We start from the raw sequence: 19,587 nt of genomic DNA on the forward strand, positions 1-19,587 counted from the left end.
CCAGTCCCGAGCACGGGCCGAGTCCAGTCCCGAGCACGGGCCGAGTCCAGTCCCGAGCACGGCCGAGTCCAGTCCCGAGCACGGCCCGAGTCCGCACCCACGCACTCCGCGCCCACCCCGCCCCTCAAGCCGCCCCTCCGACATGCCCGATCACGACCCACCTCCCACCCACTCCCAGGAGCGGGCGGGCACGCACCGAAGGACCGCCCCAGGTGTCCCAGTCCCAGACTTCCGAGACCTCCCCGACCGACCACACCTTCCAAGTGGATCTGCGCGGCCTGGTCGACCTGCTCTCCCACCACCTCTACTCCAGCCCCCGCGTCTATCTGCGCGAGTTGCTGCAGAACGCCGTCGACGCCATCACCGCCCGGCAGGCCCTCACGCCCGGTGCCGCCGGCGCGATCACCGTGCGCACCGGAGAGACGCTGACCATCACGGACACCGGCATCGGCCTGTCCGAGGCCGACGTGCACCGGTTCCTCGCCACCATCGGACGCAGCTCCAAGCGGACCACCGACGGCGCTCTCGACGGCGCGGGCCTCGACGCGGCCCGCGGCGAGTTCATCGGCCAGTTCGGCATCGGCCTGCTCGCCTGCTTCGTCGTCGCCGACGAGATCACCGTGCTGAGCCGCTCCGCCGCCGACCCGGCCGCGCCCACCGTCGAATGGCGCGGCCACTCCGACGGCCGGTACACCATCCGCACCCTGCCGTCCGCGACGCTCCCGGAGCCCGGCACGACCGTGAAGCTCGTCCCGCGTGCAGACAACGCCGAATGGACCAGCCCCCAGCAGGTCGTCTCCCTCGCCCGGCACTACGGCGGACTCCTGCGCCACTCCGTCACCGTCATCGACCCGCGCGGCGAGAGCCACCGGATCAACGCGGCGCCGCCGTGGGAGCAGACGCACCGCTCCCCGCTCGCCAAGCGCGAGGCGTACACCGCGTACTGCCGCGAGCTTTTCGACTTCGCCCCGCTCGACACGATCGAGCTGGACCTGCCGGCCGCCGGACTACGCGGTGTCGCCTACGTCCTGCCGACGGCGGTCAGCCCGGCCCAGCGCGCCGGGCACCGGGTCCACCTCAAGGGCATGCTCCTCACCGACCAGGCTCCCGAACTGCTTCCCGAATGGGCGTTCTTCGTCCGCTGCGTCGTCGACACCACCAGCCTGCGGCCGACCGCCTCCCGCGAGTCGCTGTACGAGGACGGCACACTGTCCGCCGTACGGGACGCCCTCGGCGACCGGATCCGCGAGTGGCTCACCGGACTCGCGGCCCGTGACCCCGCTCTCCTGCACCGCTTCATCGACACCCACCACCTCGCGGTCAAGGCGCTCGCCCGCCACGACGACGAACTGCTGCGTATCGTGCTGCCCTGGCTGCCGTTCGAGACCACCGACGGGAACGTCACCCTGGAGGAGTTCGCGCGGACTCACCCCACGCTCCTCGTGACCCGAAGTGTCGAGGAGTTCCGTCAGGTCGCGCCGATCGCCTCGGCCGCCGGACTCGGGGTCGTCAACGGCGGCTACACCTACGACCGCGACCTTGTCCACCGCCTGCCAGAGATCAGGCCCGGCACCACGGTGACCGACCTCGACCCGACCACCGTCACCGCCCACCTCGACGCCGTCGACCCCGGCGCCGAACTGCGGGCCGCCGCCTTCCTCGCGATCGCCCGCGAGACCATCGGCGTCCACGACTGCGACGTCGTCCTGCGCGACTTCCAGCCCGTCACCGCCCCAGCCCTGCTGCTCGACAACCGCGACGCCCGGCACGAACGCACCCGGTCGAGCCTCGCCGCCGACAGCGACGGCCTGTGGGCCGACATCCTCGGCTCCCTCCGCGAGGAGATCCCGCGCGCCCAGCTCGTCCTGAACCACCTCAACCCGCTGGTCCGCCAGGCCCTCACCATCGCCGAACGCGGACTCGCGGTCACCACCGCCGAAGCCCTCTACGGCCAGGCGCTGCTGCTCAGCCGACGCCCCCTGCGCGCCAGCGAGAGCGCCCTGCTCAACCGGGCCTTCATCGGCCTGCTCACCCACGCCATGCACCAGGGCGGCGAGGCGGCCCCCGGATCCGAGCCCCGGAAGGAAATGTAGATGCTGGACACCCCCGAGGCCGTCGTCGAGGCGCTCCGCGAGAACCACGAGCGCCCCCACGGACTGGCGCGCACCGTCGCCGCCGAAGAACTCGTCGAGACCGCAGAGGCCTTCGAGCAGCCCGATGTGCTCATCACCGCGCTCCTGGAACTCATGACGGCCTACGAGTTCACCGGCGAGCACCGGAAGTCGCCCGTCGTCTTCGCCCGCATCCTCAAGCTGTGGGACACCACCCCCGAGTCCTTCAGCCCTTACGAGGCCCACCAGGTCTTCTGGCGCTTCAAGTGGGTGACCACCTCGCTCCTCCAGGTGCCCGAGATACCCCTGGCATCGATCGGCGGCTGGATCGACCAGATGCGCAGCCGCTATGAGGCCGCTGACCACGCCGTGCAGCCCGTGGCGGCCATGAGCTACCACCTCGCGCACCACACCGGCACCGGCGTCGCGGACGCCTACGACCTCTGGGCCACCCGATCCCGCGCCGAGTTCAGCGACTGCGAGGCCTGTGAGACCCGGCACCACGCCTGGCACCACCTGGCAGAGGGCGACGACACCGCCGCCCTCGCCGTCTGGCAGCCGGTCCTCGACCGCGAGCAGGGATGCAGCGAGGAACCCCAGATGAGCCAGGCGCGGGCGCTGCTCCCGCTGCTGCGCGCGGGACGCGCCGACGAGGCGCGCTCCCACCACCTCACCGGCTACCGCAAGGTGCGTGGCGCAACCGGCATGCAGGCCGAGGTCGGCTACCACCTGGAGTTCTGTGCCCACTCCCGCAACGAGGGCCGCGGCCTGGAGATCTTGGCGGAGAACCGGCCACTCTTCGAAGCGAAGGGCGCTCCGCTCGACCACCTGCACTTCCTCACCGGCACGGAGGTGTTCCTCGCCCGGCTCGTCGACGCCGGACATGACGACACCGCCGTCGCCGGCCCGCCGGGCCGCGCCTGGACCGCCGCCGAACTCCTCACGCATGTGCGCGCCGAAGCCGAACCCCTCGCCGCCGCCTTCGACACCCGCAACGGCACCACGGCCGTCGGCGATCGTCGCCGGGCCCGGCTCGCCCTCGCCCCGCTGCTCGACGAGCCCCTGCCGCTCGGCCTGCGTGCGACCGTGGCCCGCACCGCGTCGGTCGGTGCAGCGCCCGCCACGCCGGCTCCAGCACGGACCGGCATCCCCGACGACTTCGCCACCCTGGTGGGCGAGGCCCGCCGCCTGGCACGGGACGGCCACCCCTCCGACGACAGGCTCTGGACACGCGTCGCCGAACGGCTCGCCGACGCCACAGAGCCGTACGACGACACCCTCGGCCCCGCAGACCTCCTGGCGGCGGAACTCGCCGAACACAGGGCGCAGCAGCTCTGGTTCAAGGACCGCCACACCGAGGGCGCCGCCGAACTCGACACCGCCGTGCGGCACTTCGCACGACTGGACATGCCCTGGCACGCGCTCGCGGCCAGAGCCCGCTCCCGGGCGTGGGCGGCCGCCCCAAGCTCCCGCGACGGCGACGGCGACGGCGACGGCGACAGGACCACACCCGACCACGCCTCGATCCGGACCGAGCTCGACGAGATGCTCCGCGAGGCGGACGAACTGCTCACCGCGACCCCCTTCGACAGCGAGCCCCTCGGAGCGGCGGAGGCAGCCTTCGGCACCGACCTGCGCGCCGAGCGCATCCTCAGCCATCTCTCCCTCCACTACTCGGTGGCCTTCGCCGCCCACCAGGAGCTGCACGCCGCTCTCTCCCGCGTGGAGGAGCAGGAGGATCAGGAGGGGACGGGCGACGTCGACACGCTCACCGAGCGGTTCGAGCGCAGCGTCGACACCCTCTGCTCAGAGGCGGCTCGCCTCGGCTACCCCCACCAGGCCGCCAACGCCCGCCAGTTCCGCGCCGATCTGCTGGCCCGCCGCGGTGCCCTGGCCGACGCCGAACAGGAACTCCGCGCCGCGCTCCAGGAGATCGAATCCGCAGACCGGCCCTGGCGCCGACCGCGCCCGTCCATCCATCTCGCTCAGCTGCTCCTCGCCCAGGACCGGCCGCAGGAGGCGACGGACCTGCTTCACTCCGCGATCGCGGACGCCGTCGCCCACGACGACCCGACCCTCCCGCTCGGTCCGACATACCTGCTGCTCGGCCACGCCGCCACGCACCTCGACGACGCCAACGGAGCCGTACGCCACCTCTCCGAGGCCGCGGCCCGCTTCGACCAGGCGGAAGACGCCGGAAGCGCCGTCGAAGCGCGCCTCCAGCTCGCCGACGTCCTCGCCCGGTCCGGCCGGCAGGCCGACGCGGTCGCCGTCCTCGAGTCCGCCCTCGTCGACGCACCGCCCACCGTCGACGGACGCATGCTCGCCCAGGGGCGGCTGATTCTCGGCCGCGGCCTGCGCGACCTGGAGGAGTACATCCCGGCAGCCGAGGAGCTGCTCCGCCTCGCCGACACCGTCGCGGGCTGGCCCGAGGAGGACCGGGGCGGCGTCCTCACCCTGGTGGCGGCCGAGGCGGCGACCACCCTCGCCCTCGCCGAGCGCTGGGAGGCGGCGGACACCGCGTACGAACGCGCCCTCGCCGCCCACGCCGAGGCGCCCAACCCCCCGCTCATCACCACGATGATGCGGGAGTTCGCCCGCCTCACGCTCCAGACCCGCGACAGCGAGGGCACCGACACGGCACTGGAGCACCTGGCCCGCGCCGACGCGGTCCTCGCCGCCCTGCCTTCCGGCGAGGAGGGCTTCGCCGTCTGGTACGAACGCGGCGAGAACCACTACCGCCGCGCCCGGGTCCTCGCCGAGGCAGGCCGTTTCGACGAGGCGCTGCCGGAGGCCGAGGCCGCGATCGCCGCGCACGACGAGGGCGGCGAAAGGGGTGAACTCCCGCGGGCCGAGGCGGTCCGCATCGCAGCCCTGATCGAGGGCAACGGCCTCGACCGCGCCGCCGAGGCCGTCACCCGTCTGACCGAGGCCTCGGCCCGCTGCCACCAGGCGGGCCACCCCGAGGCGGCCGTGGTCCTGGACACGCTCCGCCAGGACCTCCGCACCCGCTGACCGGCGGGAAGAGGACGACGGGGCGGCGCGTCGGCCAACTGGGCCGGCGTGCCGCCCCCGTGCATCGGACGCGGTAGCGCGCCTGGAGTTCGTCGGCAGTCATGCCCCGCCGCTGCGCTCGTTCCTGCTGCTCGGCGGCCTGATGCGCGGCATCCGGCCCCAGTCCGTCGGGGGGAGACGCAGGATCGAGGGCGAGGCCGTGTACAGGGAATGTCGTCCCTGTACACGAGCCTCGGGGCCGAGTTCGTGGGCTTCTTGCCCCCGCGTCGCGTCTCGGTCACGACGTGCGACCCACCTCCGCTTGCGCGGAAGCACGTCAGCGGCGGCCGGCCGGTGGCAGCTGGTCGGCTCACCTCCGGTCAGGCGGCGGTGGGCCGATCAAGCAGCGCATTGCTCGGGCCTATCGGGCTACCTCGTGCTCCACACCGAAAACTCAGAGCAAGTCCCGGTCCATGAAGTCTTCCGCCTCTTGCCAGGTAATGAAGGAACATTCACCCGTTTCCAGGTCGACGGAGACTGGGAGGTTTCCGCCTAGCCGGGCATCGTCGATACCCCGGTCGAGGTAATCGGCGGTGTTGTAAGGCGCGATGAACCGGCCTCCGTCGAAGAAGCAGTACTCCTGGACGATCCTGACGTCGCTCGTGGGCCAGGCACGGCTTCGGTCGGCCAGGAAGGCCGCTGCTCTCTCCTCGGCCTGCTTCTGCTCGAGCATCTCAGTTCGTCCTCATGAGGTGCAAAGGGCTCTCCCGTAACCGTGGTGCGTGATCGGCCTCAACGAACTCTGACGATTCTCGACGAAGTTTGACCGGCCTGGGTCGCCCGCGGCTTCAGCTGGCTGAGTCGACGATGTCAGGCCGGCTCGTTGTCGGCAGGGGCCCACTCTTCACGGTATCCCGGGCGATCGGAGTAAGCGGTTGCTGCGAGGACCCGCAGCGACCAGTCGATGCTGTGGCTGTCCTGGTCCTGCGTACCGGCGCGTTCCGGATCGCGCCAGGCTGCGAGCAAGTCGCGGCGCATGGCGACTGTGCGGGCCGGTGAGTAGAGCGCGGCGAGCGGGTTGTCGGGGGACAGCCCTTCGGGAAGCCATGCCATGGGTGGCCGGTCTGCGGCTGCCACTTCGTCGGCGTCGATCTGCTCGTGGAGCCAGGTGATCAGTTCGGCAGTCATACCCCGGATGATCTCCCATGCCGATTGCAGTGTGTCGCCGAGGTCCCGCCCGCGACGCTGTCGACTTCGCCGACTGAACCCGAGAGCTGACCGCCGGGCGAATTTCGCTGAGAGAGGTCAGTCCGGACAGCCGTCAGGTGCTCGGGTTCCTCCCCTCATGCCGCTCGGCAACGGTCTCGAATCGCACGTCTCCGCGCGAAGAGTGCTTCCAGGCCGCCAAGGGTCAGGTCTACCTGGATCACTACCAGGTGAGGCACTGGACCTCATGGGCACCGGCACGTCATGTTCGCCGTGCTCGCGCTGGCCGCCGTTGCATGGCGCAGCCCCCGACCGGCCGGCCGAACCGCTCACACAACTGGGGCAGCAACCCGATATCGCTGACTGTTCCGGAGCTCCGCCACCTCTTCACCGCCATCCTCGACCCACCATGCGTGTCCCTGGCCAGACTGCTGCAGTGGTCGACCCGGCGCAGACGCCACCGGAGTATCAGACGCCGGCGTCCAGGTGTGTTGATCGAAATGACGTGCCCGCCAAGGTCCCCTGACACACCGGCGCCCGGCGAAGTTCTCGCCGGGGCGCCGATCCTATGCATTGCGTCGTGAGCCGTCCGGGACGTCAGTCCCACCAGAACGTCCATACGGGACGCCGGACCTGGTCTCCGGCGATCGCGGCGTCACCGAGATCGGGACAGTACGCGTACTGCTCCACGGCGGCCCGCGCAATCTCCAGGAGGTTCAGGGGCGGGCGGCTGACGGCCAGTCTCCGCGAAGCAGAACTCCGCTCCGTACCGCTCATGCCAATGACGGAGCACCGCGACATGGTCGGCGGGGAGCAGCTGCCGGTCCTGACGGCCCGACCGGTTGGGCGTCCGCACGAGATTCAAGAAGAGTGCCGGGAGCTGGGCGGCGTCGACGTCGAGGGCCTGTGGCGGGGGGCGTGTCTGCGGTGGGTTCACGGCGGTCACGGACATGTGGACACGATCACGAGGTTCCCTTGTGCGGCCGTGCCCGCCGCCGGGTCGCGGTCACCGGACCGCGTGGCCGCCTCCAATGTGAAGGAGGTGAAGAATTCTGGCGTGCGTTGTGAGGGGTTCGAGTCGCCCTGCGTATTTTCCGTCAGGAATTTTCTCTTGATCCTGTGGCGAACGCCTCGCCGTGTCACTCGAACTCGTCGGTAACTCATCACAGAACCTGGGTTGATCGTTCTTCCACCCACGTTGACCTGCTCAAATGTTGTGGCGCTGTAGCGACTTAAGGGAACGTTCATGCTTTCGCGCAGGCGGGGTAGGGTCGAACTCGTTCGAACGATTCGGGTGCTGTCGCATATCAGATGCGCGTGCCTGTCGCTGGATTTGAAGGATCGGGTGGACGCCCGGGAATTCCGATACGGAGAGGGAAATCGGGTCACACCTGGACCCCATGTACGCAGACGACCGAAAGATGTTCGAGGCGAGGCAAACCGATGGATGCTCCAACCACTAGGTCCGCTGGTGGCGACAGATCCGGTGACAGCTCCGGCGACGGCTCCGGCGGCAGTCGGAGCGCCGGCTGGTTCGGAACGAGCCCGCCGCATCACCGGGACGGGCAGCACGGCGAGCAGGACGGGCACCGGGACACCGAGGGCCGCATACCCGGCCGACCCTTCACGCAGATACGGCTCGTGGGCAACGGCGGCGACCGGAGCCGGACGGCACCCGGTTCACCCGCCCAGGTTCCGCCTCAGCACCAGGCCCAGCCCCAGGCCGCCGCCCCGGCCCCGGCTCCGTCCCCGGCTCCGTCCCGGGCCTCGGCTCCGCCCCCGGACGACACGTCCGACATAGGGCTCCTACGGCGCACCATGGCCGAGATCGAGCCGATCGCCGACAAGGTCACCTCGCACTTCTATTCCCTGCTCTTCCTCCGCCACCCCGACCTGCGGGCGCTCTTCCCCGCTGCCATGGACACTCAGCGCGACCGTCTCTTCAAGGCGCTGCTCACCGCAGCGACCCACGCGGACGACCCCGCCACCCTGACCGCGTACCTGTCCCACCTGGGCCGTGGACACCGGAAGTACGGCACCCTGCCCGAGCACTATCCCGCCGTCGGTGAGTGCCTCATCGGCGCCCTGTCCCACTACGCCCCGCGGAGTTGGGGTCCCAGGGCCGAGGCGTCCTGGGTGGCGGCCTACACCACGATCTCCCAGATCATGATCGACGCGGCAGCCGAGGACGCGCTGCGCGCCCCCGCCTCGTGGCGGGCGGAGGTGGTCGCCCATGACATGCGTACCCCCGACGTCGCGGTCGTGACGGTCCGGCCCGACCAGCCGTACCCCTTCCTCGCCGGGCAGTACACCGCCCTGGAGACCCCCTGGTGGCCGCGCATCTGGCGGCACTACTCCTTCGCCGGCGCACCCCGCTCCGACGGACTGCTCTCCTTCCACGTCAAGGCCGTGCCGGCGGGCTGGGTCTCCAACGCCCTCGTGCACCGCGCCCGCCCGGGGGACGTCATCCGGCTCGGTCCCCCCGCCGGATCCATGACCGTGGACCACGGCACCGACAACGGGTTGCTGTGCCTCGGCGGCGGCACCGGCATCGCGCCCATCAAGGCCCTGGTCGAGGACGTCGCCCAGCACGGCCGCCACCGCTCCGTCCAGGTGTTCTACGGAGCCCGCCGGGGCAACGACCTGTACGACATCGAGACCATGCTCCGGATGCAGCAGTCGCACCCCTGGCTCTCCGTCCGTCCGGTCGTCGACGACGGCCCCGGCGGCGGCCTGGGTGCCCGGCTCCCCGAAGCCGTCTACGAGTACGGCCCGTGGCACACCTACGACGCGTACCTGTCGGGACCGCCCGGCATGATCCGCCGCGGCGTCGACACGCTGGTGGACATCGGCATACCCGCCCACCGCATTCGGCACGACTCCATCGAGGAACTGGTCGGGGCAAGGAATTGAGCACATTCGAAAGCGAACAGGCCGGGCTCCGGCAGGCGACGCCGGTACGCACCACTCGGCCGGGGAGCGACGGCGAACATCAGGTCCAGCAGCGCATGGGCACCACCGAACGCGCCGACAGGTTCTATGCCGACCAGGTCCTCGACCGGCTCAACACCCGGATGCGGGCGTTCGCGGCACGGCAGGAGATGTTCTTCCTGGCGACCGCCGACCGGCACGGCGAATGCGACAACACCTTCCGGGCCGGGCCGCCGGGGTTCCTGCACGTTCTGGACGACCGGACCCTCGCCTACCCCGAGTACCGGGGCAACGGTGTTCAGGCCAGCCTCGGCAACATCGAGGAGAACCCGCACGTCGGCATCCTGATGGTGGACTTCCTCCAGGACCGCATCGGACTCCATGTGAACGGCACGGCCCGGGTCGTGGCCGACGACGAGATGCGCCGAACGCACTTCGGTCTCGCGTACGACCCCGTACCAGGGCGCCGTGCCCAGGTCTGGGTGGAGGTCGCCGTCGAGGAGGCGTACATCCACTGCGCCAAACACATTCCCCATCTGCGGAAGGCGCCCCCGCGCGACACCGGCCGCGCGTGGGGGACGGACGACTTCAAGCGCAAAGGCGGCGACTTCTTCGGAGCCGCCGCCGAAGCGGCCGAGCGCGGCGCGTTCCTGCCGCCGCCCCGCGCGGACGCCGCCATCTGGCGAGCGGAGGCCGAAAGGGTGCTGGAACGGGCCGAGCAGCGTCGGGCCGCGGCGAAGGAACAGACCTTCAGCGGCTGGTTCAGCCGAAGCGTCTCCGCCTGACCGGCCCCCTCCCCGCTGACACGTGAACGCGCTCAAACCGTGTGTGCCAGGGTGCGACACGCGTTCCCGGCGTAGCGGCCGGCGCCAGGAACGAGGGCGCTCGCTCGTGAGGCCGGTAGCCGGCGAACCTGATCGGTCAGGGCCCCTCGGTTCGATCAGGCCGGGATGCGGGCCCCCGCGCCGCCGACCCTGATCCGCCGGTCGCCCGCCCGCAGTTCCACCGTCAGGACGCCGGGACGCCCCATGTCCTCCCCTTGGTGGAGGGTGAGGACCGTCGCCTCGGGTACGAGTCCGAGCTCACGGGCGTACGCGCCGAAGGCCGCCGCTGCCGCCCCGGTCGCCGGGTCCTCCACCACACCACCCACCGGGAACGGGCCGCGGACGTGAAAGACCTCCGCGGAGGCGCGCCAGACCAACTGCACCGTCGTCAGGTCGAGCCGGTGCATCAGGGCCTCCAGGCGGGCGAAGTCGTACGCCAGGCGGGCCAGGCGCTCTCGGCTCGCGGCGGCAAGGACCAGATGGCGGGCGCCCGCGAAGGCGATGCGGGGAGGCAGGGCGGGATCGAGGTCGCCGGCCGGCCAGTCGAGCGCGGCGAGTGCCTCTGCCAGGTCGTCGGCCGCGATCTCCTCGACGTGCGGCTCGACGCTCGTGAGCGTGGCCCGCAGCGCACCGCCCTCCCGCGTCACGGTGACCGGCACGGTCCCGGCCCGCGTGGTGAATATGAGGTCGCCGGGGCCGACGCGCTCAGCGAGGGCCACGGCCGTCGCGACGGTGGCGTGGCCGCAGAAGGGCACCTCCGCCTTGGGGCTGAAGTAGCGGATGGTGTACGCACGCCCGGCGTCCGACGCGCTGGAGCCCGCATCCTCGAACGGCGCTGTCAGGAACGCGCTCTCGCTGTAGCCGACTTCGGCGGCGATCGCCAGCATCTCCTCGTCGCCGAGGCCCATGGCGTCGAGAACGACTCCGGCGGGATTGCCTCCCTCGGGATCGTCGGAGAAAGCGGTGTAACGCAGGACCTCGGGGGTTGCCCGTACGGAGTTCATGCCGGGAGAACGACGCCGGGCCCCGCGGTAGTTCCGCAGGTGAGGGGGCCGTCACGGAGCTCCGTGCCCGGACACGGTCTCGAAGGCCGGCATGGAGGTCTCGGCGTGTACCCGGTCCGCAGGAGCGCGCCCGGGGAACCCTGGTACGCGGTCAGCGGGAGCGCGCCGGGACCAGACCGGCCTGGTACGCGGAGATGGCGGCCTCCACGCGGTTCCGCGCACCCAACTTCGCCAGCACGGCGCTGACATGCGCCTTCACCGTGCCCTCGACCAGGTGCAGGCGGTTCGCGATCTCCGCGTTCGACAGCCCGGCCCCGAGTCCGGCCGGCACGTCGCGCTCCCGTTCCGTGAGCCGGTCCAGCGGCCGGTGCGGATGGGCCGCGCGGTGCGCGCGCAGCCCTGCGATGACGCGACCGGCGACCCGTGGGGACAGGTACGCTCCGCACCGGCTCCCACTGCTCGTACGCCGTTGAGGAGTTCCCTCGGGTCGTCAGCCTTCAGCAGAAAGCCGTCGGCGCCCTCCTCCAGGGCACGGGTGACGTACTCGTCCTGACCGAACGTCGTCAGCATGATCACACCGACACCCGTCAGCTCGCGGTGGAGCCGCGTCACCGCCGTCAGCCCGTCCATGCCGGGCATCTGGATGTCAAACAGGACGACGTCCGGCCGGTGTCGGCGGACGAGGGCGATGGCCTCGTCCCCGTCGCCCGCCTCGGCGACCCGTGCGGTCGCCTCGGGGGTGCCGGTGCGGTGGGAACGGCGCGGACCGGTGCCCGCGCTGTCGCCCCTGGTCGAGCGCGGCATGTACCGGGTGGTGCAGGAAACCCTCACCAACGCCGTGAAGCACGTGCCGGGGGCGTCGGTGCGGGTGGGGATCACGCACGAGGCCGACCGCACCAGGGTCAGCATCGAGAGCGCCGCCCCTCCGGCCGGCGAACCGACGCACCGGACGGAGGGCTCGCAGGCCGGCACGGGAGGGCAGGGCCTGACGGGCCTCCGGGAGCGGGTCACGGTCCTGGGCGGTTCGTTGCGGACCGGCCCGCACGACGGCGGGTTCCGCGTGACCGCCGTCCTGCCTCACCAGGCTCCGGCCGTGCCCCTGTCACCGGCTGCGGAGCCCGGACCGCCTGCCGACCACGCTGCGGAGCGGACCGGCGAGAACCTCTCGGCCGCTCACGCCGACGACGCGGGCACGGGACCAGGAACAGGAAGAGGAACTGGCACGGGCACCGGCATGGACCGCTTCCACCCGTCTGCGCTGGGCACGGACCATCGCCGACTACCTCGCCCTCTGACCAGCGCCTTCTCCGGACCGGGACTTCGTGGCCTCCTCTCCTTCGTCGGCATGGCCGCAGCCCTCGTTGGGCACCGCCGAACTGATCCGGTGAGCCGGTCCGTCGGGGGCCGGGGTCGGTCAGCACCCGTGGGTGTCAGTGACAGCTCATAGGGTGCGGTGGTGTTCGACGAGGAGTTTCCATGGGCTTTTCCGGTCATCTGGTCTTTGCGCGTAGTGAGCGCTCACTGCTGGAAGCACCCCTGTTCGGCAGCACCGATCCGGGGCTGAGGGACGACGTGCGTGAGTGGCGGCCGCGTCCGGGTGGCTGGCAGACCGTGCAGTTGGAACAAGGCGTCTGGGAGGACGAGCACCTGTTCGCCTTGGTCGAACGGACCGGTGCACCGGTTTGCGTCGCTGATGTCTCCGACAGCAGCGTCGCCCTCGTGACCGGCCTGGACACCAGCGGGCGGCGTTGGCAGGCATGGCTCAACTTGGGCAACGCTGCGGGCCTCCTAGTCGAGGAACCCGAGGACGTGGACGACGTGAGCCTGTGGGTGAGCACCCTGGAGTTCGACGAGGCCATCAGACGTAAGCGTGCGGCGCTCGATGCGGAGGTGCCGGCCGACGCCGCAGGGGCTCTCGTGTGGGCTTCAGCGGCTGGTGTCCGGGCCGCAGCGCAGCAGGCTCGGATCGAAGAGCTGCTACGTGCACAGGAGGCTTTTGTGGAGGAGCTGTTCGACGCGCTGCTGGATGAACTGGGCTTCCCTGTGGCCGCCCCACCCTCACCGCAGCCATAGGAGACGGCGTCTCGTGCGGTGCGGATCGCCGCTCGGGGCATGCCGTTGCGGCTGCCGGCGGGTCGGTCACCGGCAGCCGTTCCCCCTTTTATCGCACGATCAGGGCCGTCAGCCCTGGGGCACCGCGACGTACGCCTCCTTGGGGGTGGTGGTCGGCGTGTAACGGGACGCGGCGGACGCGGTCGGGATCAGGTCCCGGTGGATCACCCTGGCCACGGCCTGGATCGTGTTCACGCCGTAGTTCATCGTGCTGTTGCCGTCGGTGAGCACGGAGATGGTGTAGTCGTGGCCGCCGCCCTTGAACGTGCCGATGCTGTGCACGCGCCAGCCGCGCGTGGCGCGCTGCAGCCAGCCGTTCTTGACGTGCACGGACACGGAGGAGGGCGCGCCGGCCGGGGTCCCCCATTTCTGCGAGGTGATGACGTTCCCCATGAGCTTGAGGATGTAGGCGCGGGAGTTGTCACTCAGGACGGAGTTCCTGGCGGTGACCAGCGAGAGCAGCCGCTGCTCGTCCGTGACGTTGATCTGGGTGAGCCCCCAGTAGCCGCCGGACCCCGGCACCGTCCGCGTCATGCCGGCAGCCGCGAGGAAACCCTTCACCTTGGTGACGCCGAGCTGGTTCCACAGGGACGTGGTGGCCGCGTTGTCGGACTTGGTGATCATGGCGGTCGCGAGGCTGGACTCGCGGGAGGTCAGATACCGGTTGGTCTTCTTGGCGTCCCAGAGGAGCGTGGCGAGGACGGTCACCTTCACGACGCTGGCCGAGTCGTACGAGCCCGTGGCGCGCAGGGTGCAGGTGGTGTTCGTGGTGCGGTCGCGCAGGCCGATGGCGACGGTACCGCTGCGCGTGGCGAGGGCGGCGGTGAGGTCTCTCTGCAGCTTGGCGGCGAGCCCGGCTGTGCCCGACGTGCAGCTGACCTGCGGCGCGGTAGCGGCGGAAGCAGGTGCCGCGCCCGCGACGGCGGGCACGAGTATCCCGGCGGCGGCCACGACCGGAAGCACGCGGGCACGCAGGGATATGTGGTGAGTCATGTGAGTCCCCCTGGAAGCGAAACGAACACGCCTACGGCGCGCTCGCCCTACATGACTCCCTGAGCGTGCGGATGGTTGTACGAATCCAGCGGAACCGGGAGATCGGGCGCCCCGCGGACACGATGCCGCCGCGAAAGAACCCGGCCGCTGGTCATGGAACCAGCGGCCGGGTCAATCCAAGCCCCGGGTACCCGGTCCTGTGCTGATCACTTGCCGGCCAGGCGGAGATCCCCGGACCAGGTCTCACACCGGACACGGCCAGAGTCGAAAGCGATCTCCAGTGCCAGCCGCCCGCTGTCCGGGTCACGTTCTTCGCCGACTGCCCGCACCGTCTTGCCGAGGTGATCCGCGAACGGGGTCTCGCCGCTGATCGGAGCCACTTCGACGCGACCTGACTCCGCCATGTCGTAACCCGCGAAGGGGGTCGACGTCTCCACGATCAGGCACCAGTCCGAACCGGTCGTGATGTGCGTGGCGACCGCCTCGCTGTCGATCAGCCATACGTCCAGCGGGCCCGACGGAGCCTCCGCGCCGTACAGATGCCACGAAGCCACTACTTGCTCAAGTTGCCGCCCGACCAGGTAGTCAGGACGCACGCCGGGCCCCGTGCAACGGGCATTCGCTCACCCTCTTCGACTCCACCCGACGACCGTACCGTCAGACGAGCCACCCGTTCGGGCCCTTGTGTGCTCGGCCGTGGAGTCCGCCGTCGGCGCGACGGCGTGAACGGTGAGCGGCGACACGGCCATGACGTCCCGGGCTGTGCCCAGCGATGCGACACGTTCGGCGGCCGCGCGTAGCGTGGTGATATGGCGACGGTGCGGGTGCACGGGGTCGAGATCGCCTACGAACGGGTGGGCCGGGGGCCGCCCCTGGTGTTCGTGCACGGTGCCGGTGTCGACGGTCGTATGTGGCAGCCGCAGCTCGCGGGCCTTGCCGAAGAGTTCACGGTGGTCGCCTGGGACGAGCCCGGCGCGGGCCGTTCCTCGGACGTTCCCTCCGGGTTCGGCCTCGCCGACTACGCCCGGTGCCTCGCGGCGGTGATCGACGATCTGCGGCTCGGACCCGCCCACGTCGCGGGTCTCTCCTGGGGCGGGACCGTCGTGCTCGAACTCTGGCGGCTCCGTCCCGAGCTGGTCAGGACACTGGTCCTGGCCGACACCTACGCCGGCTGGAAGGGTTCGCTGCCGCCGGCGGAGGTGCGGGCCCGCGTCGACGGCGTACGACGGATGCTCGAGGCACCCCCCGAACGCTTCGACCCCACCCTGCCGGGGCTGTTCGCCGGGGATCCGCCCGCCGCCTTCGTCCCGCTGCTCACGGCGATGGCGGACGACGTGCGCCCGCACAGCCTCGCGACGCAGCTCTTCGTCATGGCCGAGGCCGACCAGCGTGACCTGCTGCCCCGGATCGCGGTTCCCGCCCTGCTCGTCTGGGGCGAACTCGACGCACGGTCACCCCTGGACGTCGCCCACGCCTTCCAGGAGGCGATTCCGGACGCCACGCTCGTCGTACTGCCCGGCACAGGCCATGTCAGCAACTTGGAGGAGCCGGAGCGCTTCAGCCGGGCCGTCCGCGGGTTCTGCCGCGCGCACGGCTGATCCCGTCTTCAGGAGGGCTCCGACCAGATGTCCATGGGGACGGTGCTCACGCTGCGGCCCGCCGGGTCGAGGACGCGGCCCATCCGCTTGACGAAGCGCAGCGAGACCGCCTGGTCGAGCACCTTCAGCCGGGGCAGTGCGCCGGCGAGGCGGGCTTCGAGGCCGCGGATGTCCGACAGGGAGCGGAGCCAGACGCTGATGAGGAGGTTCGCCGTGCCCCCGGCGAGGCCGATGCACGCCCGGATCTCCGGGACGGCGGCCAGGAGCCTGTTCAAGGTGTCGCGGTCGCCGATCTCGGCCTGGGCCCATATCGAGGTGGAGATCGGCCAGCCGCACAGGGGTTGGGCGACTTCGCAGCGCAGTTCCAGGTCCTCGTTGGCGATGAGGAGGGCGAGACGCTTGCGTACGGTGGTGATCCCGACGCCCAGTTCCTCGGCGAGGTCCGTCAGCGAGGTTCGTCCGTCGGCCCCGAGGCGGACGATGAGGAGCCGGTCCCTCGCCGTGAGCGTCTGGGGCGTCGACGGCGACCGGGGCGGCCGCTCGGCGGTGATGTGCGCCCGCTGGCGGGGGTCGAGAGAGCGCAGGCGCCAGTCGGTGGCGTGCGCGAAGACATGGGTGCCGAGCTGGGTGCGGGTGGCACTGATCCCCGGGAGCGATCCCAGGCGTTCGAGCAGGTAGCGGGAGAGGGACGCGAGCGTGGGCGTCGACACGGTGAGCAGCAGGTCCCGGCCACCGCTGGTGTGGTCCACGGTCAGGACGTGGGGCCACCGCGCGAGTGTGTTGGCGACGTCGAGCGTGCGGCCGGCCCGACAGTCCACTTCGACGAAGGCCAGGCAGCCCTGGGAGATCTGAGCGCGCCCGGGCTGTGCCGTGATCCACGCGACGCCCGTCTCGGTCAGCCGGGACCAGCGCCTGGCCACGGTGACCGGGTCGAGGTCGAGTGCACGTCCGATGCGCGACCAGGGGGCCCGGGGATCGATCTGCAGCGTGTTGACCAGGCTGAGGTCGAGTTCGTCCAGGTGTGCAGATTCCTGCAAACGATCAGTCATATAGGAAAGATCCTGCGATTTCGAGGGCCATGAGGGCCGAGTATCCATCATCACTGGCAACCGAGCGACAGCGAGGTGAACGTCAGTGAAAGGGGATACCGGTGTCGGTGTGCGAGGACGCGCGAAGCATTCAGGGTGATCTGGTCCGTCTGCGGCGGGCGCTCCACGCCGAACCCGAACTGGGCCTGGAGCTGCCCCGTACGCAGGACAAGGTCCTGGCCGCCCTGGACGGGCTGCCGCTGGAGATCGCCACGGGGAACCGGCTGACCTCCGTCACCGCCGTCCTGCGGGGCGCCCTCCCCGGGCCCACGGTGCTGCTGCGCGCCGACATGGACGCGCTTCCCGTCGCCGAACGCGCCGGCCTCGCGTACACCTCCCGCACGGAGGGGGTCATGCACGCCTGCGGTCACGACCTGCACACCTCCATGCTCGCCGGGGCGGCACAGCTCCTCAGCTCCCGCCGGGACGAACTCGCGGGCGATGTGGTCTTCATGTTCCAGCCCGGCGAGGAGGGCCAGGACGGCGCCGGCCACATGCTGGGCGAAGGGGTCCTGGACGCCTCCGGTGAGCGGCCGGTGGCCGCCTACGCCCTGCACGTGACGTCGGCGGGCTTCCCCAACGGGATGTTCGCGACCCGCCGCGGCCCCGTCCTGGCGGCCTCCGACAGCCTTCGCGTGACCGTCCGCGGCGCGGGCGGCCACGGCTCGATGCCGCACCTGGCCAACGACCCCGTACCGGCGGCGTGCGAGATGGTCACCGCGCTGCAGACCTTCATCACCCGCGGGTTCGATCCGTTCGACCCCGTGGTCCTGACCGTGGGCGCCTTCCACGCGGGCACCGCGGGCAACGTGATCCCCGACGAGGCCCGGTTCACCGCGACCGTACGGTCCTTCTCCGCTGCGTCGCACGGCCGGATCAAGGACGGCGCCGTTCAGGTCTGCCGGGGAATCGCGGCCGCCCACGGCCTCGACGTCCAAGTGGACTACGCCGAGCAGTACCCCCTCACCGTCAACGACCCGGCCGAGGCCGAGTTCCTCGCCGACGTGGTGGCGGATGTCCACGGAGAGGAGCGCTACGCGTGGGCGCCCCGGCCGGCCACCGGCTCGGAGGACTTCTCCCGCGTACTCGACGAGATCCCCGGCGCGTTCGCGGTCCTGGGCGCCTGCCCGCCGGACCGGGACGTGCGCAAGGCCCCGTACAACCACTCGCCCCTGGCCGTCTTCGACGACGGCGTACTCGGTGACGGAGCCGCGCTCTACGCCGAACTCGCCCTGCGGCGCCTGACGAAGGCCACGCCCGCCCCCGTCCACGCCGCCTGACCGCTCCGCGCCCGCGACACCGCCCGACGCGGTTCGCCCGCGCTGCGCCGCGCCCCGCCCTCTCTCGCCCCGTCCCGTCCCCAGGAGAAACCCATGCCTGACCACGCCCCCGGGTTCGCCGCACCAGACGCCTCGCCCACGAGCGCCACGGCCGAAGACACTCCCGCCCCGTCCCGGCTGCGCACCGTCATCGGCACCGGCGTGGGCAACGCCCTGGAGTGGTACGACTGGAACGTCTACGCCGTCTTCACCCCGTTCTTCGCCTCGCAGTTCTTCCCCTCCGCCGATCCGACCTCCGCCCTGCTCAGCACCCTCGCGATCTTCGCCGTGGGCTTCCTCATGCGCCCCCTGGGCGGGCTCGTCTTCGGCCGGCTCAGCGACCGCAGGGGACGGCGCGCGGCGATGGTCGGCTCCATCGCGCTGGCCGCCGCCGGGAGCCTGCTGATCGGTCTCGCACCGACGTACGCCACGCTCGGCGTGGGCGCCTCCGTCCTGCTGGTGTTCGCGCGGCTGGTCCAGGGCCTGGCCCACGGCGGGGAACTTCCCGCGGCCCAGACGTACGTGGCGGAGATGGCCCCCCGCGAACGGCGGGGGCTCTGGTCGAGCCTGATCTACATCTCCGGCACCTGCGGGATCATGGTCGCCACCGTCCTCGCCGCCGTCCTCGCCTCCTTCCTGAGCGAGGACCAGCTCCACGCGTGGGGCTGGCGGGTGCCCTTCGTCGTCGGTGGACTGCTCGGCCTGTACGCGCTGATCATGCGGCTCCGCCTGGAGGAGACCGACGCCTTCGAGAAGCAGGCCGACACCCCGGACCACCACGAGCCGCGCACCTCCGTGTGGCGCGGCTTCTGGGAGAACCGGGCGGCGTGCCTGCGCGTGATCGGCCTCACCCTGGGCGGCACGGTCGTCTACTACACCTGGGCCGTCTCCGCCCCGGCCCAGGCCATCTCCCTCAAGGGCATCGACGCCTCGGCCGCGCTGTGGGCGGGAGTCCTCGCCAACCTGGTCTTCCTCGTGGCGCTGCCGCTGTTCGGCGCCCTCTCCGACCGCGTGGGCCGCAAGCCCGTCCTGTACGGCTCCTACATCGGCGGAGCCGTCCTCGCCTTCCCCCTGAACTGGTTCATCCAGGACCAGGCCTGGCAGCTGGCCGTGTCGATGACGATCGCCATGCTCTTCATGTCCGCGGGCGCGGCGATCACCCCCGCGGTGTTCGCCGAGATGTTCCCCACCCGACTGCGCACCACGGGCGTGGGGTTCCCCTACGCGATCGCCGTCGCCGCCTGCGGCGGCAGTGCGCCGTATCTTCAGACGTGGCTGACCAGCAACGGGAAGGGTGACCTCTTCCTCGGCTACACGGTCGTCCTGCTGCTCCTCGCCCTCGTGGTGGTGCACCGGATGCCCGAGACGAAGAACACCGACCTGACGTGACATCGGAAAACGCCGTCG

General features: G+C 71.1%; 16 protein-coding genes and 1 pseudogene. 9 read left to right on the top strand and 8 right to left on the bottom strand.

What is annotated here, in order from left to right:
• The first annotated feature begins 212 nt into the window (after positions 1-212).
• Together ACIA8N_RS32775 and ACIA8N_RS32780 are read left to right on the top strand one after the other, a co-directional pair.
• Complete coding sequence (locus tag ACIA8N_RS32775; RefSeq protein ID WP_365781173.1) at positions 213-2,093, top strand: HSP90 family protein; 1,881 nt, start codon at positions 213-215, stop codon at positions 2,091-2,093.
• On the top strand, positions 2,094-5,126 hold the full coding sequence (locus ACIA8N_RS32780; RefSeq protein ID WP_365781174.1) for a hypothetical protein: 3,033 nt from the start codon (positions 2,094-2,096) through the stop codon (positions 5,124-5,126). It abuts the gene before it with no gap.
• Between the two features lie 433 nt (positions 5,127-5,559).
• On the opposite strand, the gene ACIA8N_RS32785 is transcribed toward ACIA8N_RS32780, so the two are convergent.
• From ACIA8N_RS32785 to ACIA8N_RS32795, 3 genes are all read right to left on the bottom strand, one after another.
• The gene (locus tag ACIA8N_RS32785) at positions 5,560-5,838 is read right to left on the bottom strand and encodes a hypothetical protein (protein WP_365781175.1); all 279 of its coding nucleotides are present in this window, start codon (positions 5,836-5,838) and stop codon (positions 5,560-5,562) included.
• A gap of 137 nt (positions 5,839-5,975) precedes the next feature.
• A complete protein-coding gene (locus ACIA8N_RS32790) occupies positions 5,976-6,293 on the bottom strand; it encodes a DUF6221 family protein (protein ID WP_365781176.1) in 318 nt (105 codons plus the stop codon).
• A 615-nt stretch (positions 6,294-6,908) separates the two neighbouring features.
• Positions 6,909-7,088, bottom strand: coding sequence for a DUF4253 domain-containing protein (locus tag ACIA8N_RS32795; RefSeq protein ID WP_365781177.1), 180 nt, complete (start codon positions 7,086-7,088; stop codon positions 6,909-6,911).
• Between the two features lie 666 nt (positions 7,089-7,754).
• On the opposite strand from ACIA8N_RS32795, the gene ACIA8N_RS32800 reads away from it, so the two are divergent.
• Both ACIA8N_RS32800 and ACIA8N_RS32805 read left to right on the top strand, forming a co-directional pair.
• Positions 7,755-9,224 carry a globin domain-containing protein gene (locus ACIA8N_RS32800; protein WP_365781178.1) on the top strand — a complete coding sequence of 490 codons (1,470 nt, stop codon included), beginning with the start codon at positions 7,755-7,757 and terminating at the stop codon, positions 9,222-9,224.
• A gap of 95 nt (positions 9,225-9,319) precedes the next feature.
• Positions 9,320-10,027, top strand: coding sequence for a pyridoxamine 5'-phosphate oxidase family protein (locus ACIA8N_RS32805; RefSeq protein WP_365781218.1), 708 nt, complete (start codon positions 9,320-9,322; stop codon positions 10,025-10,027).
• Between the two features lie 155 nt (positions 10,028-10,182).
• On the opposite strand, the gene ACIA8N_RS32810 is transcribed toward ACIA8N_RS32805, so the two are convergent.
• Entirely contained in the window at positions 10,183-11,070 is an 888-nt protein-coding gene (locus ACIA8N_RS32810) for a PhzF family phenazine biosynthesis isomerase (protein ID WP_365781180.1), read from the bottom strand.
• Positions 11,071-11,221: 151 nt separating this feature from the next.
• Positions 11,222-11,874: pseudogene (locus ACIA8N_RS32815) on the bottom strand (response regulator).
• Here ACIA8N_RS32815 and ACIA8N_RS32820 point away from each other — a divergent pair.
• Entirely contained in the window at positions 11,873-12,517 is a 645-nt protein-coding gene (locus tag ACIA8N_RS32820) for an ATP-binding protein (protein WP_365781219.1), read from the top strand. The pseudogene ACIA8N_RS32815 and the gene ACIA8N_RS32820 sit on opposite strands and share 2 nt — an antisense overlap.
• 29 nt (positions 12,518-12,546) lie before the next feature.
• Positions 12,547-13,143 (top strand): hypothetical protein, encoded by a 597-nt coding sequence (locus ACIA8N_RS32825; protein ID WP_365781181.1) that lies wholly within the window; start codon positions 12,547-12,549, stop codon positions 13,141-13,143.
• A 108-nt stretch (positions 13,144-13,251) separates the two neighbouring features.
• On the opposite strand, the gene ACIA8N_RS32830 is transcribed toward ACIA8N_RS32825, so the two are convergent.
• Entirely contained in the window at positions 13,252-14,175 is a 924-nt protein-coding gene (locus ACIA8N_RS32830) for a serine hydrolase (RefSeq protein ID WP_365781182.1), read from the bottom strand.
• 206 nt (positions 14,176-14,381) lie between these two features.
• Positions 14,382-14,771: a hypothetical protein gene (locus ACIA8N_RS32835; protein ID WP_365781183.1), complete on the bottom strand. Its 390-nt coding sequence runs from the start codon at positions 14,769-14,771 to the stop codon at positions 14,382-14,384.
• 213 nt (positions 14,772-14,984) lie between these two features.
• Between ACIA8N_RS32835 and ACIA8N_RS32840 the strand changes: the two genes are divergently transcribed.
• A complete protein-coding gene (locus ACIA8N_RS32840; RefSeq protein ID WP_365781184.1) occupies positions 14,985-15,773 on the top strand; it encodes an alpha/beta hydrolase in 789 nt (262 codons plus the stop codon).
• Positions 15,774-15,781: 8 nt separating this feature from the next.
• On the opposite strand, the gene ACIA8N_RS32845 is transcribed toward ACIA8N_RS32840, so the two are convergent.
• Positions 15,782-16,822 carry an Lrp/AsnC family transcriptional regulator gene (locus tag ACIA8N_RS32845; protein WP_365781185.1) on the bottom strand — a complete coding sequence of 347 codons (1,041 nt, stop codon included), beginning with the start codon at positions 16,820-16,822 and terminating at the stop codon, positions 15,782-15,784.
• A gap of 101 nt (positions 16,823-16,923) precedes the next feature.
• Between ACIA8N_RS32845 and ACIA8N_RS32850 the strand changes: the two genes are divergently transcribed.
• Together ACIA8N_RS32850 and ACIA8N_RS32855 are read left to right on the top strand one after the other, a co-directional pair.
• Positions 16,924-18,141 carry a M20 family metallopeptidase gene (locus ACIA8N_RS32850; protein ID WP_365781186.1) on the top strand — a complete coding sequence of 406 codons (1,218 nt, stop codon included), beginning with the start codon at positions 16,924-16,926 and terminating at the stop codon, positions 18,139-18,141.
• Between the two features lie 93 nt (positions 18,142-18,234).
• Positions 18,235-19,569: an MFS transporter gene (locus tag ACIA8N_RS32855; protein ID WP_365781187.1), complete on the top strand. Its 1,335-nt coding sequence runs from the start codon at positions 18,235-18,237 to the stop codon at positions 19,567-19,569.
• Positions 19,570-19,587: the final 18 nt, after the last annotated feature.

This window comes from Streptomyces sp. NPDC051822 (assembly GCF_044452745.1).
Classification (GTDB): Bacteria; Actinomycetota; Actinomycetes; order Streptomycetales; family Streptomycetaceae; genus Streptomyces.

What these genes read in the sequence shown, in the direction of transcription:
- ACIA8N_RS32840 (WP_365781184.1), top strand. Translation starts at nt 14,985, where the DNA reads ATGGCGACGGTGCGGGTGCACGGGGTCGAGATCGCCTACGAACGGGTG.
- ACIA8N_RS32830 (WP_365781182.1), bottom strand. Translation starts at nt 14,175, where the DNA reads ATGACTCACCACATATCCCTGCGTGCCCGCGTGCTTCCGGTCGTGGCC.
- ACIA8N_RS32845 (WP_365781185.1), bottom strand. Translation starts at nt 16,822, where the DNA reads ATGACTGATCGTTTGCAGGAATCTGCACACCTGGACGAACTCGACCTC.
- ACIA8N_RS32825 (WP_365781181.1), top strand. Translation starts at nt 12,547, where the DNA reads ATGGGCTTTTCCGGTCATCTGGTCTTTGCGCGTAGTGAGCGCTCACTG.
- ACIA8N_RS32810 (WP_365781180.1), bottom strand. Translation starts at nt 11,070, where the DNA reads ATGAACTCCGTACGGGCAACCCCCGAGGTCCTGCGTTACACCGCTTTC.
- ACIA8N_RS32805 (WP_365781218.1), top strand. Translation starts at nt 9,320, where the DNA reads ATGGGCACCACCGAACGCGCCGACAGGTTCTATGCCGACCAGGTCCTC.
- ACIA8N_RS32785 (WP_365781175.1), bottom strand. Translation starts at nt 5,838, where the DNA reads ATGCTCGAGCAGAAGCAGGCCGAGGAGAGAGCAGCGGCCTTCCTGGCC.
- ACIA8N_RS32790 (WP_365781176.1), bottom strand. Translation starts at nt 6,293, where the DNA reads ATGACTGCCGAACTGATCACCTGGCTCCACGAGCAGATCGACGCCGAC.
- ACIA8N_RS32820 (WP_365781219.1), top strand. Translation starts at nt 11,873, where the DNA reads ATGTACCGGGTGGTGCAGGAAACCCTCACCAACGCCGTGAAGCACGTG.
- ACIA8N_RS32780 (WP_365781174.1), top strand. Translation starts at nt 2,094, where the DNA reads ATGCTGGACACCCCCGAGGCCGTCGTCGAGGCGCTCCGCGAGAACCAC.
- ACIA8N_RS32795 (WP_365781177.1), bottom strand. Translation starts at nt 7,088, where the DNA reads ATGAGCGGTACGGAGCGGAGTTCTGCTTCGCGGAGACTGGCCGTCAGC.
- ACIA8N_RS32855 (WP_365781187.1), top strand. Translation starts at nt 18,235, where the DNA reads ATGCCTGACCACGCCCCCGGGTTCGCCGCACCAGACGCCTCGCCCACG.
- ACIA8N_RS32800 (WP_365781178.1), top strand. Translation starts at nt 7,755, where the DNA reads ATGGATGCTCCAACCACTAGGTCCGCTGGTGGCGACAGATCCGGTGAC.